Annotated in this window: 16 protein-coding genes and 1 riboswitch; of the genes, 13 read left to right on the forward strand and 3 right to left on the reverse strand. The window is 35.6% G+C overall.

From position 1 onward, the window contains the following. Nucleotides 1–9: 9 nt before the first annotated feature. The gene (gene mtnP / locus Q7U95_RS00490) at nt 10–792 is read left to right on the forward strand and encodes an S-methyl-5'-thioadenosine phosphorylase (protein WP_308751314.1); all 783 of its coding nucleotides are present in this window, start codon (nt 10–12) and stop codon (nt 790–792) included. On the opposite strand, the gene Q7U95_RS00495 is transcribed toward mtnP, so the two are convergent. Continuing rightward, a complete protein-coding gene (locus tag Q7U95_RS00495) occupies nt 782–2107 on the reverse strand; it encodes an amidohydrolase (RefSeq protein WP_308751315.1) in 1326 nt (441 codons plus the stop codon). The genes mtnP and Q7U95_RS00495 overlap by 11 nt on opposite strands. 42 nt (nt 2108–2149) lie before the next feature. Next, on the reverse strand, nt 2150–3034 hold the full coding sequence (locus tag Q7U95_RS00500) for an RlpA-like double-psi beta-barrel domain-containing protein (RefSeq protein WP_308751316.1): 885 nt from the start codon (nt 3032–3034) through the stop codon (nt 2150–2152). Nucleotides 3035–3101: 67 nt separating this feature from the next. Between Q7U95_RS00500 and priA the strand changes: the two genes are divergently transcribed. From priA to Q7U95_RS00555, 11 genes are all read left to right on the forward strand, one after another. Continuing rightward, the gene (priA, locus tag Q7U95_RS00505) at nt 3102–5612 is read left to right on the forward strand and encodes a primosomal protein N' (protein ID WP_308751317.1); all 2511 of its coding nucleotides are present in this window, start codon (nt 3102–3104) and stop codon (nt 5610–5612) included. A gap of 65 nt (nt 5613–5677) precedes the next feature. Further along, on the forward strand, nt 5678–6169 hold the full coding sequence (gene def / locus Q7U95_RS00510) for a peptide deformylase (RefSeq protein ID WP_308751318.1): 492 nt from the start codon (nt 5678–5680) through the stop codon (nt 6167–6169). 13 nt (nt 6170–6182) lie between these two features. Next, nucleotides 6183–7115 (forward strand): methionyl-tRNA formyltransferase, encoded by a 933-nt coding sequence (gene fmt / locus Q7U95_RS00515; protein WP_308751319.1) that lies wholly within the window; start codon nt 6183–6185, stop codon nt 7113–7115. Next, nucleotides 7115–8455, forward strand: coding sequence for a 16S rRNA (cytosine(967)-C(5))-methyltransferase RsmB (rsmB, locus tag Q7U95_RS00520; protein WP_308751320.1), 1341 nt, complete (start codon nt 7115–7117; stop codon nt 8453–8455). The genes fmt and rsmB overlap by 1 nt, the downstream gene beginning before the upstream one ends. Nucleotides 8456–8493: 38 nt before the next feature. Continuing rightward, nucleotides 8494–9198: a ribulose-phosphate 3-epimerase gene (gene rpe / locus Q7U95_RS00525; protein ID WP_308751321.1), complete on the forward strand. Its 705-nt coding sequence runs from the start codon at nt 8494–8496 to the stop codon at nt 9196–9198. A 43-nt stretch (nt 9199–9241) separates the two neighbouring features. Beyond that, a riboswitch (FMN riboswitch) is annotated at nt 9242–9385 on the forward strand. A 52-nt stretch (nt 9386–9437) separates the two neighbouring features. Continuing rightward, nucleotides 9438–10529, forward strand: coding sequence for a bifunctional diaminohydroxyphosphoribosylaminopyrimidine deaminase/5-amino-6-(5-phosphoribosylamino)uracil reductase RibD (gene ribD, locus Q7U95_RS00530; protein ID WP_308751322.1), 1092 nt, complete (start codon nt 9438–9440; stop codon nt 10527–10529). Nucleotides 10530–10556: 27 nt separating this feature from the next. Then, on the forward strand, nt 10557–11204 hold the full coding sequence (locus tag Q7U95_RS00535) for a riboflavin synthase (RefSeq protein WP_308751323.1): 648 nt from the start codon (nt 10557–10559) through the stop codon (nt 11202–11204). A 1-nt stretch (nt 11205) separates the two neighbouring features. Continuing rightward, complete coding sequence (locus Q7U95_RS00540) at nt 11206–12411, forward strand: bifunctional 3,4-dihydroxy-2-butanone-4-phosphate synthase/GTP cyclohydrolase II (RefSeq protein ID WP_308751324.1); 1206 nt, start codon at nt 11206–11208, stop codon at nt 12409–12411. 20 nt (nt 12412–12431) lie between these two features. Then, the gene (ribE, locus tag Q7U95_RS00545; protein ID WP_308751325.1) at nt 12432–12896 is read left to right on the forward strand and encodes a 6,7-dimethyl-8-ribityllumazine synthase; all 465 of its coding nucleotides are present in this window, start codon (nt 12432–12434) and stop codon (nt 12894–12896) included. A 127-nt stretch (nt 12897–13023) separates the two neighbouring features. Beyond that, on the forward strand, nt 13024–13590 hold the full coding sequence (locus tag Q7U95_RS00550; protein WP_308751326.1) for a sigma-70 family RNA polymerase sigma factor: 567 nt from the start codon (nt 13024–13026) through the stop codon (nt 13588–13590). A 78-nt stretch (nt 13591–13668) separates the two neighbouring features. After that, nucleotides 13669–14544, forward strand: a complete 876-nt coding sequence (locus tag Q7U95_RS00555) for a DUF5667 domain-containing protein (RefSeq protein ID WP_308751327.1) — start codon at nt 13669–13671, stop codon at nt 14542–14544. A 139-nt stretch (nt 14545–14683) separates the two neighbouring features. On the opposite strand, the gene Q7U95_RS00560 is transcribed toward Q7U95_RS00555, so the two are convergent. Then, nucleotides 14684–15010: an FmdB family zinc ribbon protein gene (locus tag Q7U95_RS00560; protein WP_308751328.1), complete on the reverse strand. Its 327-nt coding sequence runs from the start codon at nt 15008–15010 to the stop codon at nt 14684–14686. A 367-nt stretch (nt 15011–15377) separates the two neighbouring features. Between Q7U95_RS00560 and Q7U95_RS00565 the strand changes: the two genes are divergently transcribed. Beyond that, nucleotides 15378–17378 carry a response regulator gene (locus Q7U95_RS00565; RefSeq protein WP_308751329.1) on the forward strand — a complete coding sequence of 667 codons (2001 nt, stop codon included), beginning with the start codon at nt 15378–15380 and terminating at the stop codon, nt 17376–17378. Nucleotides 17379–17394 lie beyond the last annotated feature (16 nt).

Genomic DNA, 17394 nt, shown 5'->3' on the forward strand with positions numbered 1-17394 from the left:
GGTGAGAATTTGAGTTCAAAGATAGGCATTATCGGTGGAAGCGGAATATATGAAGTTAAGGAATTACAGAAAAAAAAAGAGGAAAAAATAAAGACTCCATATGGAGAAATTTTGGTTTCTCATGCCAAGTGGGGAGATAGCGATCTTTTTTTCCTTCCAAGGCATGGCAAAAATCACAAAATTCCTCCTCATAAAGTAAATTATAGAGGGAATATATACGCGTTAAAACTTTGTGGCGTTGATAGAATTTTGTCAACTTCTGCATCTGGAAGCTTAAACAAAAAAATAAAACCCGGTGAAGTAGTTTTTATAAATCAATTTATTGATTTTACAAAAAGTAGACCCTCTACCTTTTTTGATGAGGGTGATGTTTTCCATGTTGATATGAGTGAGCCGTATTGCCCTGAGCTACACAATCTTTTCATTAAAGTTGCAAGTGAATTAGATATGAAATTCCACCCCGAGGGAACTTATTTATGTACGGAAGGCCCTAGATTTGAAACGCCGGCTGAAATAAAAGCATTTAAAATAATGGGGGCTGATGTTGTAGGTATGACTAATGTTCCTGAGGTTATCCTTTCGAGAGAAGCAGAAATTTGTTATGCAAGCGTTGCGGTTGTGACAAATATGGCCGCTGGAATTGAGCAAAACAAACTTACCTCAGATGAAGTGTCGCAAGCAATGCAAGAGATGTCTCAAAGTGTTATTGAGCTTATCTTAAAGGTCATCAAAGAAATTCCAGCGAGAAGAAATTGCGCTTGTCGCAATGCTTTAAAAGGTTCTAAAATGTAATTCCTTTAAGCTTCTTTGAAAACAATCGAGCTTTGTTTAAAATCTTTTCTTCGTTACAGGTCAACAAATTGCAGTTTTCGACGATTATTTTGCCATCGATTATAACCGTATCAACATCTGAACCTTTGGCGGAATAGGCAAGTTGTGAGTGTGCATCATAGAGGGGGACCAAGTGGGGTTTATTCGTGTCAAGCAGAACAATGTCAGCTTTTTTATTTATTTCCAATGAACCTATCTCTTTGTCGAGTCCGAATGATTTAGCGCCTCCCATTGTTGCCATCCATAGTGCTTGTTTTGCGCTTATTACTGTTGGGTCTTTTCTTGCAATTTTATGAAGTCTTGCAGCTGTTTGTATTTCGCCAAACATGTCTAAATCATTATTGCTTGCGGCTCCGTCGGTTCCCAGTCCTACCGTTATTCCCATCTTTAAAAGGTCAGGAACAGGGCAAATTCCTGTTGCAAGTTTCATGTTACTTTGCGGGTTGTGGATGACTCCGGTTTTAGCCTCTTTTAATATTTCCATATCTTCCCTCGAAATCCAATTAACGTGAGCCGCGCTAGTTTTTTCTGAAAGGACAGTTAAATCATTTAAATATGCTACGGAGGTCATCCCTTTTTCGGAAATTATTTTTTCATTTTCCCATTTTTCTTCGGCAAGATGTATTTGAAGAGGCACATCGTATTCTTTTGACATCTCAGCAGCTTGTTTAAGCAACCCAGAAGAGCATGTGTAGGGAGAATGAGGCATAACTGCGGCCATAAGACGACTGCTTCCTTTTAAGCTTTCTATAAGCTTTTGTGCATTCTTTAAACCTTCTTCGGGTGATTTGCTGACTGGGGTTGGAAAATCGAGTAGGGGAACTCCAAGAATAGCCTTAATTTTAACATCTTCTAAAACTTCAGCAGCCACATTAGGTAAAAAGTACATATCACAAAAAGTTGTTGTTCCGCTTTTTAACATCTCTATTGCTGCGAGCTTTACGGCATTTCTAATGAATTCAGCATTTACGTATCGTGATTCAGCAGGCCAAATATGGTTTTCTAACCATTCTTTTAAAGGGAGATCATCAGCAAGTCCTCTAAAATAAACCATTGCAGCGTGTGTGTGCGCGTTTATCAAACCAGGAATAGCAATCTTATTTTTTGCAGAAACCGTTTTCCGGGCTCTATAAGCTTTGATTACATCCTCATTTTTTTCGATGTCAACAATTTTGCCGTCATCTATGGCTATTCCCGCATTTTCAATTACTGAGAAATTTTTATCAACGGTTACAGCCAAGCATCCTGAAATTAATAGATCAATTTGTTTTGGCATTTTGCCTCCATTTAAATGATTTTAAAACAAAATAAAAAATTCTTACAAAACTTCGAGACTTACGTAACACAGACCTCTGCTTGGAGAATAAATTTTTGAAAAAGCTGTCTTCGATAAATCAATAACCCTGCCCCGCGCATATGGACCTCTGTCAATTATTTTTACGGTTACTTGCTGGCCGTTTAAAAGATTTGTAACTCTTACCATTGTTCCTTTGGGAAGAGTTTTATGGGCAGCAGTTAATCCTGGAATATTATACCAGCTTGCCCAGCCCTTTTCGCAATTTTTTGTAGAATTTACGGGTTTTTCCAAGATTGGCACACTTTTTGGTGGTTTAATATATGTTTTTAAGTTTGAAAGAGCTATCTTTTCTTCGTTTAGTTCTTTCTTTAACTTTAGTTTCAGTTCGTTGGTTTGGGTCACCAATTTTTCCTGTTTTTCATAATTTTCTTGCAGTTTACTTAATTGTAATTGAATTTCTGATTTTGAAAGTTGGAATTCTTTTATTAGTTTAGCGTCTTTTTTTGAGATATTAATTAAGGCATTAAGAGTAAAAAAGAAGTCGTGAACATTATTGTTATTAAGAAGAGTCATTGCCGGTAAAAAATCATTTTGTTTGTAAAGGATTACAATTCTTGCACTTAGTCCATCTACTGATTTATTAAGATCACCCTCAGCATCGTTAAGACGGGTTTCAGTTTCAACCATTTCATTTTGAGATTTTATAAGATATAACATTGCTTCGTTGTATTTTTTTACGGTTTTGTCCAGTTGTCCTTCAATTTTTTTTGTATCAAGTTTTAATTTTTTAGTTTCTTCATTTTGAACTGCTAAAATTGTTGTCGGGGTTAAGCTTAAAATAATAATTAAAATAGTTGCCGAATAAAAAACTTTGGCTGGAAAATTTTTTGAGGAAAGTAACTTCAAATTAGTCTCACCCCTTGAATATCATAGGGCACAAATTTAAGAAAAATTATAGCATAGATGATAAGATTTGGAAGAATTGTTAAATGGTATAGATTTAAAAAATTTTATTTATGATTGCGTAGAGGTTAAATTGTCTAAAAAAATTGCTCAAATAATCATCGATATCCCTGTTAAAAATGTAGATCGTCCCTTCGAGTATTCAGTACCATCAAACATCGAGGGAAATATTAATATCGGCTCCTCGGTATTGGTTTCTTTTGGGTCACGCCTGCAGTTAGGTTATGTTGTCGGTTTTCTTGAAAAACCCACTGTAAAATATTTAAACCCAATTCTCGATTTGATAGAGAAAGAACCTATCTTTGATAAAAATATGATAAATTTGTGCCGTTGGATTTCGGAACATTATTTATCGACTTTAAGTGAGTCCTTAAAACTTATTTTTCCTCCAGGAAGACTTAGACGGTTGCAGCAAGTTTTAATTTTGCAAGATGAGGTGGGAAAAAAATTACCCACGGAACGTCAAAAAGAGTTTGTAAGTTTTCTCGAAAAAATGGGAGGAGAGGTTCCTCTTAATAAAATTCGAAAACGTTACCCGGTTGGCTTATCAAGTTTAATTGGGAATCTTGAAAAGAATGGTTTTTTAAAGAAAAAATATGTAATTTCTAAGCCCCGAATTAATACAAAAATAGAAAGGTATGCTGCTTTAAATCCTTCAATAGATGATCCGAAAAATTTAATTGCTTCCTTAGGCACAAGAGCACCTAAACAAAAAAAACTGATAGCGCTTCTTTTAGAAGAAAAAAGCATGCCGGTACATAAACTTCTTTCAATTACAGGTAGCTCGCATCAGTCTTTAAAATCTCTAACAAAAAAGAAAATTGTGGTCCTGAGCGAAAAACCGACATTCAGAGAGTCAGATTTCTTTTATCCCGAAAATTTTTCTCTTCCCATTCAATTGACCAACGAGCAAACTAAAGCGCTTAAGCGAGTAAAAGAGGCCATTAATAAAGAGATGTATCATGTTCAACTTTTACAAGGGGTAACCGGTAGCGGAAAGACTGAAATCTATTTGCAAGCTATAGTTGAAGTTTTAAATAAAGACAAGACGGCCATAGTTCTTGTTCCCGAAATTGCCCTAACTCCGCAAACGGTTCATAGGTTTCGCTCTCGTTTCGGTGAAGCAGTTGCGGTTCTTCATAGTGGCCTTGGACTTGGTGAACGGTTTGATCAATGGGAAAAAGTTAAACACGGGAAATGCAACATTGTTGTTGGTGCACGCTCTGCTCTTTTTGCACCTTTAAAAAATTTAGGGCTTATTGCTATCGATGAAGAGCACGAAATTAGCTATAAGCAAAATAGTAATCCTCGTTACCATGCAAGAGATGTCGCTAAAAAATTGGCCAAATTAAACAATGCTTTATTAATCTTAGGGAGTGCTACACCAAGCATAGAAAGCAAACATGAAGCCGAACAAAAAAACTACGAACTTCTTAGATTAACTAAAAGAGTTAAAGATATAAAATTTCCACAAGTTGAGATAGTCGATATGAGAGAGGAGAGCTCAAAGGAAAATTTTGGGATATTTAGCCCAACGCTCCTTACCGAAATGGAGAAATGCATATCTTCTAAGAAAAAAATGATACTTTTTTTAAATCGACGCGGTTATGCTAACTTTATTTTGTGTAGAGATTGCGGCTTTGTTTTAAAGTGCAAACGATGCGATGTTTCATTAGTCTATCATTTTAATGACAAAACAATGCGTTGCCATCACTGTGGTTATACTGTTTATTTTTCAAAGCTATGTCCTAATTGCAAGGGGCATCGAATAGGGTATTTTGGTTTAGGAACACAACGCGTTGAGAGCGAAATTAAAAAAATTTTCCCTGATGTGCCTTTAATCCGCATGGATGCGGATACGACTACGAAAAGAGATTCCCACCGTAAAAAATTAATCGAGTTTGAAAACTTAGATGTGGGAATACTTTTGGGAACCCAGATGATTGCAAAAGGGTTAGATTTTCCGGATGTAACGTTAGTTGGCGCAATAAACGCTGACACGGCTCTACATTTACCGGATTTTAGGGCGAGTGAGCGAACTTTTCAATTATTAATGCAATTGAGTGGCAGGGCAGGTCGAGGGGGATTTCCTAGTAAGGTAATCATACAGACCTACTGTCCTGATTCATACGCAATTTCTGCAATAGAAAAGTACACATATGATGAATTTTTTAAAGAAGAAATAAAAACAAGAGACGAGCTTAGCTATCCTCCATTCTCTCAATTAATTAACATTTTGTTCTTGGGTAAAGACGAAAAAAAAGTAATTGAAGAAGCTTATTCATTTAGCGATACTTTCACCAAAACCGGTGAAAAAAAATGGTTGAAGAGTTCTTTGGGTCCGGTGCCGGCGCCACTTTCAAAAATTAAAAACAAATATCGCTGGCATATGATTTTAAAAACTACTAATTCTGTTGAGGCGGCCAATTTTTTAAGAGAAAATTTAAAAACTTTGATTTCAAAGAAATATGCAAAAGATGTTAATATATTAATAGACGTAGATCCGATTTGGACGTTATAGTTCAGAAGATGAAATAAGATCTTGAAATAATTTTTTTGCAATATTTTAAATGACGGAGGTTTGTTGTGACAGTTTTAAAAATTAGAGAATTTGGAGATCCTGGGCTTAAAGAAAAATGTCACAAGATCGTCGTTGGAAAACAAAACCTAAACGAGCTTATAAAAAACATGGCGGATACGATGTATGGTGCGCCCGGAGTTGGGCTTTCTGCTCCTCAAGTGGGGATTTTGGAACAATTGTTTATTTATGATGTAGGTGACGGCCTTCAGGTTTACATAAATCCTAAAATTGTTGCTGTGGAAGGTGAAGATATAGACGAAGAGGGCTGTCTAAGCATTCCAAATATTCAAGTTCCGGTGAAAAGGGCCAAAAAAGTGAAAATTTCAACTTTAAACGCGAAGGGAAAGAACGTCACATTTGTGGCAGATGGTTTATTGGCACGAGTCATTCAACACGAGATAGACCATTTAAACGGGATACTTATTCTCGACAAAACAGACGTTGCAAATAGAAGGAATGCTTTAATGGAGCTTAGCAAAAAGATTGAGATAGATTAAAGTGGAGGAAAATTTGAAAATTATATTTGCCGGAACTCCAAAGTTCGCATTGCCATCTTTAAAAACTTTATTAAATTCTCACCATGAAATAATCGCAATAATAACTCAACCGGATAGACCAAGAGGAAGGCATTTAAAATTAATGGCTTCACCCATAAAAAAAATGGCAATTAGTTATAAAATACCAGTATTTCAGCCATTAACCCTAAATAATGAGGAGTTTAAAGAAAAAATAGTTGAACTTAAACCTGATATAGTTATAGTGGTTGCTTTTGGGCAATTAATTCCTCAGTGGTTACTTAACTTACCGAAATATGGGTGTGTAAATGCTCACGCATCTCTTTTGCCAAAATATCGTGGAGCGGCTCCAATTCAAAGAGTTATTATGGATGGTTCTTCTGAAACAGGTGTAACAACCATGTTTATGGATAACGAGCTTGATACAGGCGATATATTGTTGCAAACAAAGGTATCTATCTCTGATGATGAAACCGCCGGAGAGTTGCACGACAAGCTCGCCGAGCTAAGTTCCAATTTACTTTTAAAGACCATTGACGGCCTTGATGCGGGAACCATTAAACCGATAAGGCAAAATGATACTGAGGCCAGTTTTGCTCCAAAAATTAAAGACAATGAAACCAAAATTAATTGGGGCAATTCTGCCGAAAAAATTAGAAATATTATTCGTGCATTAAATCCAACTCCCGGGGCACACACTCTCTTTAAAGGTAAACGGTTAAAAATTTTTAAAGTCGAGACAGTTTCCCCAAAAAACCATTTCCCCCCGGGGACAATTAGCGAAGTGGAAAAGAATATTGGTTTTATGGTTAATGCTTCAGATAAGGCCCTTTTGATTCTCGAAGTTCAACCTGAAGGTAAAAGAATTATGGCTGCCAATGAATTTTGTAAAGGCCATAATCTTAAAAAGGGAGACAGGGTCGAGTAATGATTATATCAGCTAGAGAGTTAGCCCTAAATGTTATTTATAAAGTTCACACGGATAAAGGTTTTGTAAATCCTCTTCTATCTAAAGCTTTTACAAAAAGCAAATTATCACGTTTAGATAAAGCTCTTACAACAGAGCTTGTATATGGAACGCTGAGAATGGAAGGTTCGATTGATTGGATTATTTCTCAGTTTTCTTCCAGAAAAATTAATGAAATTTCTCCTAAAGCACTCGATATTTTGAGACTTGGAGTTTACCAAATTTTTTATTTAGATAAAATCCCCGCTAGGGCGGCTATTGATGAATCCGTAAAACTTGCTAAGAAAAATTTTCATCAAGGAATTGCAAACTTTACAAACGGGATTCTTCGCGAAATAGAGCGGAACAAAGATAAAATAATCTACCCCAAAAAGGAAGATGATTTAGTAACTTACATTTCCATAAAATATTCCCACCCTAAATGGCTGGTCCAAAAATGGATAAGGGAGATGGGGCCGGAGGAGACAGAGGATTTATGTAAGGAAAACAACGTGAGGCCAAAACTTAAACTACGAACAAACCTTCTAAAAAATACGGCCAAAAAATTGGCAAATTTGCTTAAAAAGAAAGGTATTACAACTTTTCCAAGTGATTTATTACCTGAGGGTTTGGTAATTGCTGACGGATTGAATTTAGATGAATTAGAGGAATTTAAAAAGGGTCTTTTCTTCGTTCAAGACGAAAGCTCAATGGTGGTTTCTCATGTTTTAAGTCCTCAAGAAGGTGAAACTGTCTTAGACATATGTGCTGCTCCTGGAGGGAAAACAACCCATTTGGCCGAGATTATGAAGAATAAAGGACTAATTATTGCCATCGATATTAATTCGGCGCGGTTGTGCCTTCTTGAACAGTCATGTAAAAGAATGGGTTGTGAAATAGCTTCTATTGTTGAGCTTGATGCGTTAAAGCTGGATAAGTTATTGCGTAAGCCGGTGGATAAGATCTTGCTCGATGCTCCTTGCTCGGGTTTGGGGGTATTAGCGCGAAGACCGGACGCGCGGTGGAGAAAAAATTCGCAACAAATCCGTGAACTTGCTATCTTACAACAAAAATTGCTCGAATCCGCCGCGCGTTTTCTTAAATGCGGGGGCAGGTTAGTTTATTCGGTTTGCACTATTTCAAATGAGGAAACACTTGATATAATTACTAATTTTCTTGATACTCATTCCGAATTCGAGCTTGAAGATATAAACGACCGGTTACCGAAACAATTAAAAACTGGAGATAAATGGATACAATTTTTACCGCACAAACACAAAACCGATGGAATGTTTATTGCAAGTTTAATTAGAATTAAATAACTGTGTATCTTAAGCAACGTTGAAGATTGTTTGGTTCAATGTTAAAATTTAACAAATTTATTCACAAAGGAATGATGATGAGAAAAGTTAAGATTGCTCCGTCAATATTATCGGCAAATTTTATAAAACTCGGAGAGGAAATAAAGCTTGCCGAGAAGGGCGGCGCCGACTACATTCACGTTGACGTAATGGATGGTCACTTTGTCCCAAATATTACAATTGGGCCCCAAATTGTCAAATCCTTAAACAAAGAAACATCAATTCCTTTAGATGTTCATTTAATGATAGAGAATCCAGAATTTTTTATTGATGATTTTGTTTCTGCTGGGGCCGATATGATATCGGTGCACGTGGAAGCTTGTACCCATCTTCACCGGATAATTCAAAAGATAAAGTCATTTCCAAACGTAAAAGTAGGAGTAGCTTTAAATCCAGCCACTGCCCTCACCAGTTTAGTAAACATCTTAGATGAAATTAATTTTGTCGTAATTATGTCGGTAAATCCGGGTTTTGGTGGCCAGAAGTTTATCCCGCAGACGATTGAAAAAATTAAGCTCTTGAAAAATATTATAAATGAGAGAAACATTCCTGTAGAAATTGAGGTTGATGGTGGAGTTAATGTTGAAAATGCGAATGAGATATTTAAAGCCGGAGCTGATATATTAGTGGCAGGCTCCTCGGTTTTTTGCAAAGATGATGCAAAGAAGGCCATTGCGGATTTACGAAAAGCGGCTACGGCTTAGTTGCGCTAACTGTTTTTATTTGGTAAAGTACTAACTAAATTTATATAATCTTCGAGAAAGGGTGACCTCAGAATTTATCTGGGGAATTCCCAACCGGCGGTAAAGCCCGCTAACCCCGCAAAGATTGTGGGGCCGATTCGGTGAAATTCCGAAGCCGACAGTACAGTCTGGATGAGAGAAGATCTATTGGTTAAACCAAGGACTTTTCTCCTTGGTTTTTTTAATTTTCAGAGGATATGATGGAATATTTAGATAATATTTATATGAAACGAGCAATTAAAATAGCAGAAAAGGGGAGGGGTCGCACAAGCCCAAACCCAATGGTCGGTGCAGTTATTGTAAAAAATGGTGTTATCATTGGAGAAGGATATCATGCCTGGGCCGGTGAGCCACATGCTGAAATAAATGCTCTAAAAAGTGTAAACGAAACATTGGAGGGTTCAACGTTATATGTAACCCTTGAGCCTTGTTGCAACTACGGGAAAACACCCCCTTGCACAGAGGCAATAATATCATCCAAGATAAAAAAGGTGATTATTGGTCTAACGGACCCAAATCCAAAAGTTAATGGCAAAGGGATTGAAGAACTTAGAAAAGCACAAATTGAAACTGAAGTAGGACTGTTTAAAAAAGAAATAGCAAAACAAAATGAAGTTTATATTAAATACGTAACCACTAAAAATCCTTTTATATTGATGAAAATGGCAATTAGTTTTGACGGAAAAACAACATCAAAAAATGGTCAAACAACTAAGATTACTGACGAAAAATCAAAAAAATATGTTCATGGATTGCGGGATAAATATGATGCAATTATGGTGGGCATAGGTACGGTTTTGGCAGATGACCCAATGCTGACAGCACGCTTAGATAAAAAAGAGGGCAGAAACCCTTTACGCGTCATTGTCGACAGTAAAGCAAGACTTCCCTTAAGCTCGAAAATTGTAAAGACAGCCGATAAAGTGCTCACTTTGTTAGTAACAACAAAAGGAGCCCCATTGGATAAATTAAAAGCTTTAAGTGAAAAAAAAGTTCAGATTCTAACGATACCCAATAAAAAGGATAAAGTTGATTTAAAATTTCTCCTCGAAGAACTTGGTAGGCGAGAAATTACAAGTGTAATTTTGGAAGGCGGGCCAAGATTGGTTTCATCCGCTCTAAGGGAGGAGCTGGTTGATAAGATGGTTTTTCTTGTGGCTCCAAAAATAATTGGTGGAGAAAGTTCACTTGATTTTGTTGCTGATAAAGAAATTTCATTTAACTTTAATTTTGAGAACCCTAAATTACTCGGGAAAGATTTATTAATTGAGGCGTACCCGGGGATTAATTAACCAATAAACTTTATAGATGGTGGTGTAATGTTTACAGGAATCATAGAAGAGCTGGGGAAGGTACGGTCATTTCGAAAATCTGGGAATGCTTGCTCAATTAAAGTTTTTGCCCCGATTATAAGCAAAAATATTAAAATAGGTGACTCTATCGCAGTTAATGGAGTCTGCTTAACTGTTATAAAACAACACAAGGATGGCTTAGAAGCGGACATCATGCCAGAAACTTTGAAACAAACAAATTTAGGCACGATGAAACAAGGTGAGATGGTAAATCTTGAAAGGGCTGTAAGACCATCTGATCGATTAGGTGGTCACATCGTCTCCGGTCATATAGATGGGGCAGGAAAAATAATTTCAAGCAACCGGGACAGAAACGCTATTATTTTAAAAATTAAAACAGAATCTCAAATTATGGAGTTTGTTGTGCCAAAAGGCTCAGTTGCAATTGATGGAGTCAGTCTTACGGTAACAAGTGTTTTAAAGAATTCGTTTTATGTCTCAATTGTTCCACATACTGCGGAAACAACAACTTTAGGCTTTAAAAAACGAGGAGAATCTGTAAATTTAGAAACCGATATAATGGCAAAGCACATTAAAAAGTTTTTTAACAAACAAAAGGAAAATATCGACACTGAAATGCTTAAAAAATTTGGATACTTAAAGGGGAGATATTGAAATGGTGTTTAGTTCAATCAAAGAGGCCTTAAAAGACATAAAAAACGGAAAACCGATAATTGTATGTGATGATGAAAATAGAGAAAATGAGGGAGATTTTATTGTTGCCGCTGAAAAGGTGACTCCAGAAATAATAAATTTTATGGCAAAACACGGACGTGGGCTTATCTGCATGCCTTGTTTAGGCGAGAGACTCGATGAACTTAAAATTCCCTCAATGATAAAGAACAATACATGCACAAATGAAACAGCTTTTACGGTTTCAATTGGAGCGAAGAATAAAATTACAACTGGAATATCTGCTTATGATAGGGCGGCTACAATTCTTGCAGTTGTTGATCCAAAAACAACTTCTGCCGAGATCTCAATGCCTGGACATGTTTTCCCGCTTCGAGCAAGAAAAGGCGGGGTGCTTGAGAGAGCGGGTCATACGGAAACCGCTGTTGATTTGGCAAAAATAGCTGGACTTTATCCTGCTGGAGTTATCTGTGAAATCATGAATGATGACGGAACAATGGCAAGGCTTCCACAATTAAAAAAAGTGGCTGAAGAATTTAGCTTAAAAATGATAACGGTGGCCGATTTAATTAAATATCGTCGGCAAACCGAGAAATTAGTTGAAAGAGTCGTGGAAATAAATTTACCTACGAGATTTGGTAAATTTAGGGCAGTAGCTTTTAAGAGTTTAATAGATAACGAATGCCATGTTGCTCTTATAAAAGGGGAGGTGAGCGGGAAAAAAGATGTGCTTGTCAGAGTTCATTCTGAATGCCTTACAGGTGATATATTTCATTCATTGAGATGTGATTGTGGTAGTCAGTTAGAAATCGCCCTTAAAAAGATTAACGATAACGGAGAAGGTGTCCTGCTTTATATAATTGGACAAGAGGGCAGGGGAATTGGGCTGATAAATAAATTAAGGGCTTATGAGTTACAAGAAAGAGGAAAAGATACTGTAGAGGCTAATGAATATCTCGGGTTCCCCCCAGATTTAAGAGATTATGGCATTGGAGCCCAAGTGCTAGTTGATTTAGGGCTGACGACTATTCGATTAATGACTAATAATCCGAAAAAAATTGTGAGCTTAGAAGGTTATGGTTTAAAAATAACAGAAAGAGTTCCTTTAGAGATAATTCCCAATAAAGAAAATGTTAAATATTTAAAGACAAAAAAAGAAAAAATGAACCATTTATTAGATAATGCCTAAAAATTCCAAGGAGGAATGTTATGAAAAGCTATGAAGGAAAATTGATTGCTAAAAACTTAAGATTTGGAGTTATTGTAAGTCGATTTAACGAATTTTTAACCACCAGACTATTAGATGGAGCCATAGACGCTCTCAAACGACATGACGTAAATCTTGACGATGTTGAGGTCGCTTGGGCGCCTGGCTCATATGAAATTCCACTTGTTGCAAAAAAAATGGCCGGTTCTGGAAAATATGATGCGATAATTTGTCTGGGAGCAATAATTAGAGGAGACACTCCTCATTTTGAGTATGTAGCCGGTGAAGTTACAAAAGGAATAGCTAAAGTTGGACTAGATTCGGAAATTCCGGTAACTTTTGGAATTATTACATCCAATGATTTAGAGCAAGCAATTGAACGCGCCGGGGCAAAATCGGGCAACAAAGGCTGGTCAGCAGCATTAGCAGCCATTGAAATGGCAAATTTAATTAAAAAAATGGCTTAATAAACATAGCGATAAGAATGAACAGGTCAGTCAAGTATAATCTCAGAGAAATGAGAATTAGCATAATTATTTGTGGTAAGAGTAACTTTTGGCAATCTTTTTCGTTTCTAAATAAGGAATGGTGAATGTGTCCCAAGATGACAATTTAAAGCATATTGTTGAAGAATCAAAAAAGGATCCGGAAGCTTTTGTTAAAGTTTATGATTTGTTTTTTAATAAAATTTACGGCTATGTCTACTATAAAGTGGGCAGTGTGGAGGACGCAGAAGATATAACGGAACAAGTTTTTTTAAAAGCTCTTGTGGCTATCGGGAAATTTAAATGGGAAGGCGCTTTTTTTTCATCATGGCTTTTTAAAATAGCGCACAATCAAATAGTTGATTATTTTAGAGCTCGAGCAAAAACAGTAAACAACAAAACAGTAAACAACATACCTGACGAACAAATGGATAAAATTCCGGATAAAGGGGAGTGTTTAGAAAGGATAGTTGAAACAAAAATGTCGTTAAGTTATATACAAAACGAAATCCTTAAATTAACAAAAGAGCAGCAAGACGTGCTTATTTTAAAATTTTTAAGTGGTTTTTCCAATATGGAAATAGCTAAGTTTCTTAACAAGACAGAGGGAGCGGTAAAAGCCCTTCAACATAGAGCGTTAAACTCCTTAAGAAAAATTTTAAAGGAGAGATATTAAATGAATCGGAAATTTGACGAGGCTTTAAATAATTGCATAAAGTTAATAAAAAACGGGGAAGAAGATATTGATGGATGTTTGGCAAAATATCCTAAATATAGTCAGAAATTAAAACCACTCCTCAGTACTTTTGTTGCTTTAAAAAATGTGCCAAAACCAAAATCATCGGCTCAATTTAAACAAACGGCTAGGTCAAGGTTATTAGAACAAGCAAAATTAATGAAAAGATCTTCTTTTTTCATTAATTTTGCTAAACCTAAGAAGTTTTCTTCAGCAATGCCAGTATTTCTTCAAGTGGCAGCTGCCATTCTTATCGTTGTCCTTTTAAGTGGGGGAACAGTTATGGCGTCGGCAAGTAGTTTGCCCGGAGATTTGCTTTATCCTGTTAAAATTGCAACTGAGGAAGTTCAACTTTTTCTTACTTTCAACAAAACAGCCAAAGCTGAGTTGCACTTAAAATTTGCCGAAAAGCGTTTGAATGAAATCAAAGCTATTGATCAAGATGAAATTGATGTTAATCTCGACAACATTGTAAGCTCTATGACTAAGCATTTAAATAAAGCTATGAATTTAACGAATGAGATGCAAGTTGAAGAAAGAGGGGAAGCACTCTTAAAAATATTGTATTTTATTCAACACGAGGAACCATTGTTGCAACAAGTTGCAAATAAAGTATCAAGCAAAGAAGGAAATGCTTTGAAAAATGCCATTAAGGCAACCTTAGAAGATAATTTTAACAATGAACTTAGATTTAAAAACTCGAAAACATTAATTGAGATTGAAAAAGAAGAGAAAAAAGAAAAAGAATTTGGCGAAACTCAAATCGAGACAAAAGATAATTTAAAGAACGACCTGAGCGATGACAATAACGATGGCAGTAGCTCTTTTGATTTAGAACAAAAAGATGGTGCTAATGATGAAGATGATTTCGAGAAAAAAATTCAGAAAAGATAAATCTTTAATTGGGAGTTAAGATTTTGAGCGCTGATGTCGATAATTATAATTGAGAGCCCCGAGGTTGCTGGGTGAGACTTGTAAAGAGTTAAATTGTAAAAGACCCTATGACAACCCCAAAGGGTTCTCTTTTTATGCGCTAATTTTTATTTGCCGATTTATTTTTAGACGAACTACCAGAAGGCGGTTCTTTTTTTATTTGAGATTTAGTTTTTGTCTGTTTCTTTTTCGAATCTGTTTTATAAAAACCCGTACCTTTAAAAATAATTCCTGCTGGATGATAAATTTTTTTAGTTTTTCCTCCACAAAGATTGCATTTAATTTCAAACTCTTCGTTTATCCCACGAATTACCTCAAAGCAGTTTCCGCACTTTTCGCATTTATAGTCGTAAATAGGCATATATTTTAACCTCATTATTATAATATAAGTCCCAAGTAACCGCTCTGTTGATTTTTTTAAGTTCATCTCTTCCGGTACGCGGGCTTCCTTGCCAAAAAAGCAATTTAGTTACCATGTACTTTCTAAGACAAATAAAAAACCAATTTGCAAGCTTCTTGGGACTTAATTAAATGTTATCAGTTAGTCGAGAAAAGTCAATAAATTACTTTTGGGAGAGGCTATAAAACATGATTAAAACAGGCTTCCAATTCTTCAAAGTAAATTTATTTTAGCAAGATAATCTGCGAATATTTAGTAAGTATTATAGTTAAACAATGGTTCTTGTGATAAAATTAATTAGTTAATTAAAATGTATATGATAATTTTTAATTACGTGGAGGAATAGTTGGTTTTTTGTAGAATTATTAATTATAAGGTATCGCGGGAGTAAATAGTGGATTTTAAAAACAAATTAATAGAACAAAAAGAATTTAACGCAATTCTTTCTAGTATTGCTGATGGAGTAATACTAACTGACCTTGAAGGAAGGGTTGTCCATTTAAGTCAGTCTGCTGAAAATATGTTAATGATTGAGGCAGATGAAGTTTTAGGAAAATGTATATCTATTTCTACTTTACTAGGGAAAGAAAGCCAAAGTGAAAAAGGTCTGGCTTTTTGTTGGGAAGAAAAGAACTGTAATGAAAAAATTTGTCCGGTTCACTCTAAAGACAACCCTCGTTGTTGGACAGTTTCAAATACCTGTCCTAATGGTGTTACACAAGGAACTTTTAGAGAGAAAATAAAACATTGCCAGACCTGCGAAATATTTAAACGAAATTCAAAAATACTTGAAGAACCAGCAGTAACAATGGTTAGTGAATTGGTAATAGATGGACCTCACAAAAAAATTCTTCAAATTAAAACAAATCCCGTTGTTGACGAGAGGGGAAATTTTCTTGGATTTGTAAGGACCTTGCACGATATTACGTTTCAACGAGAAATAAACACCATGAAAGACGAATTTGTTTCAACAGTGTCACATGATTTTCGCATCCCATTAACCTCGATAAAAGGTTACGTTGACCTTATTCTCGATGGCGAAGCTGGAAAATTTAATGATATGCAAAAAGAATTTCTGACAATTGTAAAACAAAACAGTGATCGCCTCATCAGTATGATTAATGATTTCTTGGATATCTCGAGAATCGAATCTGGGAAGATGAATTTTGATATTAAACCCGAAAATATAAAATCAATGATTCATGACGTTGTTAGTACTTTTCAGAGATTTATTAACGAGAAAAAGATGGAAATTGAAATAAAAGTTCCTGATAAGTTGCCGAATATTTTAGCTGACCACGATCGAATAATTCAAGTTCTTAATAATTTAGTGAGTAACTCAATTAAATATACTCCCCCTAATGGTAAGGTTGTAGTGGAAGTTTGTGAAAAAGGAAATTACATTGTTGTTTCAATTTCCGACACAGGAGTTGGAATTTCTACTAAAGACCAAGAGAAATTGTTCACAAAGTTTTATCGAGTAGATAGCTCGCTTATTCAAGAAACCGGCGGGAGCGGTCTGGGTTTATCAATTTGTAAAACTATAATTGAGCGGCATGGCGGAAAAATTTGGGTAGAAAGTAAAGAGGAGAAGGGCAGCAAGTTTAGTTTTTCGCTGCCAGCTTTAAAGGTAGAAGTCAAACCAGAACTAATAAAACAAGGGATGAGGATTCTTGTTGTTGATGATGAACCCGATATTTCTAAATTGATTCAACTTTATCTTGAAAAAGAAGGATATTACGTGATTAAGGCTTTTGATGGAGAAGAAGCCGTTAAAATGGCCAGAAAAGAACATCCGGACCTTATTACGTTAGATATTATGATGGGCAAGATAAGTGGGTTTGACGTTTTAAAAGAACTAAAAGAAGATGCTCATACGGCTTCTATTCCCGTAATTGTTTTATCGGTTATTTTAGATGAAAAAAAAGGATATCGGTTGGGTGCATCCGACTATCTTCCTAAGTCGGTTGATAGAAAAAAACTTATTGAAAGTGTTAATCGATTAGTTGGCAGAACTAATCAGCCTCAAAACGAAAAAATGGTTTTAGTTGTCGATGACGATAAAGATATTTCAAGTTTTATTGAATTCAACCTTAAGAAAGCAGGTTTTAAGGTAATTAAAGCTTTTAATGGAGTTAAAGCCCTTGATATTTTAAAGAAAGAAAAGCCCGATCTTATGCTTCTTGATCTCAGAATGCCTGAAATGGATGGCTATGAGGTAATGGAAAGAATAAAGAACAATAAAAAGTTATCTAAGATTCCTGTCATTATTATGACCGCTTACGATTTAGATCGCGAAAAAACCGAAATTTTAAATTTGGCTATTGATAAAATTTCAAAACCTTTTTCCATGAGAATGCTCACGTCAAAAATTAAAGAAACTTTAAAAAAATGAGAAGCTGGTAAAGACA

The organism is Candidatus Oleimmundimicrobium sp., from assembly GCF_030651595.1.
Taxonomy (GTDB): Bacteria; Actinomycetota; Aquicultoria; order UBA3085; family Oleimmundimicrobiaceae; genus JAUSCH01.

What these genes read in the sequence shown, in the direction of transcription:
- Q7U95_RS00540 (WP_308751324.1), top strand. Translation starts at nt 11,206, where the DNA reads ATGGTGTTTAGTTCAATCAAAGAGGCCTTAAAAGACATAAAAAACGGA.
- rpe (WP_308751321.1), top strand. Translation starts at nt 8,494, where the DNA reads ATGTTAAAATTTAACAAATTTATTCACAAAGGAATGATGATGAGAAAA.
- ribE (WP_308751325.1), top strand. Translation starts at nt 12,432, where the DNA reads ATGAAAAGCTATGAAGGAAAATTGATTGCTAAAAACTTAAGATTTGGA.
- Q7U95_RS00495 (WP_308751315.1), bottom strand. Translation starts at nt 2,107, where the DNA reads ATGCCAAAACAAATTGATCTATTAATTTCAGGATGCTTGGCTGTAACC.
- rsmB (WP_308751320.1), top strand. Translation starts at nt 7,115, where the DNA reads ATGATTATATCAGCTAGAGAGTTAGCCCTAAATGTTATTTATAAAGTT.
- Q7U95_RS00535 (WP_308751323.1), top strand. Translation starts at nt 10,557, where the DNA reads ATGTTTACAGGAATCATAGAAGAGCTGGGGAAGGTACGGTCATTTCGA.
- Q7U95_RS00560 (WP_308751328.1), bottom strand. Translation starts at nt 15,010, where the DNA reads ATGAACTTAAAAAAATCAACAGAGCGGTTACTTGGGACTTATATTATA.
- ribD (WP_308751322.1), top strand. Translation starts at nt 9,438, where the DNA reads ATGGAATATTTAGATAATATTTATATGAAACGAGCAATTAAAATAGCA.